The 362-nt window shown below is 63.0% G+C and carries 1 protein-coding gene; it reads right to left on the reverse strand.

Annotated features, from left to right (window positions below; translation table 11 throughout):
• Window positions 1-362: oligosaccharide flippase family protein (locus EN861_RS34490; RefSeq protein ID WP_145972055.1), on the reverse strand; the 362-nt coding region annotated here is incomplete at both ends.

Below are 362 nucleotides of genomic sequence, written 5' to 3' on the forward strand. Positions count from 1 at the left end.
GCGCAAGCCAGCGGAAGCGCAGGGCGCGCTGGGCCGCGGCCAATGACACCATTGAAGCTCCCTGGAAAAGAAACACGATGCAGATCGCGCGCACGACCGGAACCAGATCGGCGAGCCGAAGGAGCCCGGCGATGGCGGGTGCCATTGCCCAGATGAGGGCGGAAACGGCGAGTCCAAGCAGAAGCGACAAGGTGAATCCGACCCGAAGATGCCGCTCCTCAAGCACAGGTCGCTGCACGATCGCGGGGCTAATGCCTAGTCCATGGAAGATGGTTGAAAACCTGATGATGATCAGGGCTGCGGAGTAAAGGCCGAACTCGGTAGGCGAGAGCAGCCGGGCCAGGACGAGGAGGGCGACAAGC

The organism is Mesorhizobium sp. M8A.F.Ca.ET.218.01.1.1 (assembly GCF_004791165.1).
Classification (GTDB): Bacteria; Pseudomonadota; Alphaproteobacteria; order Rhizobiales; family Rhizobiaceae; genus Mesorhizobium.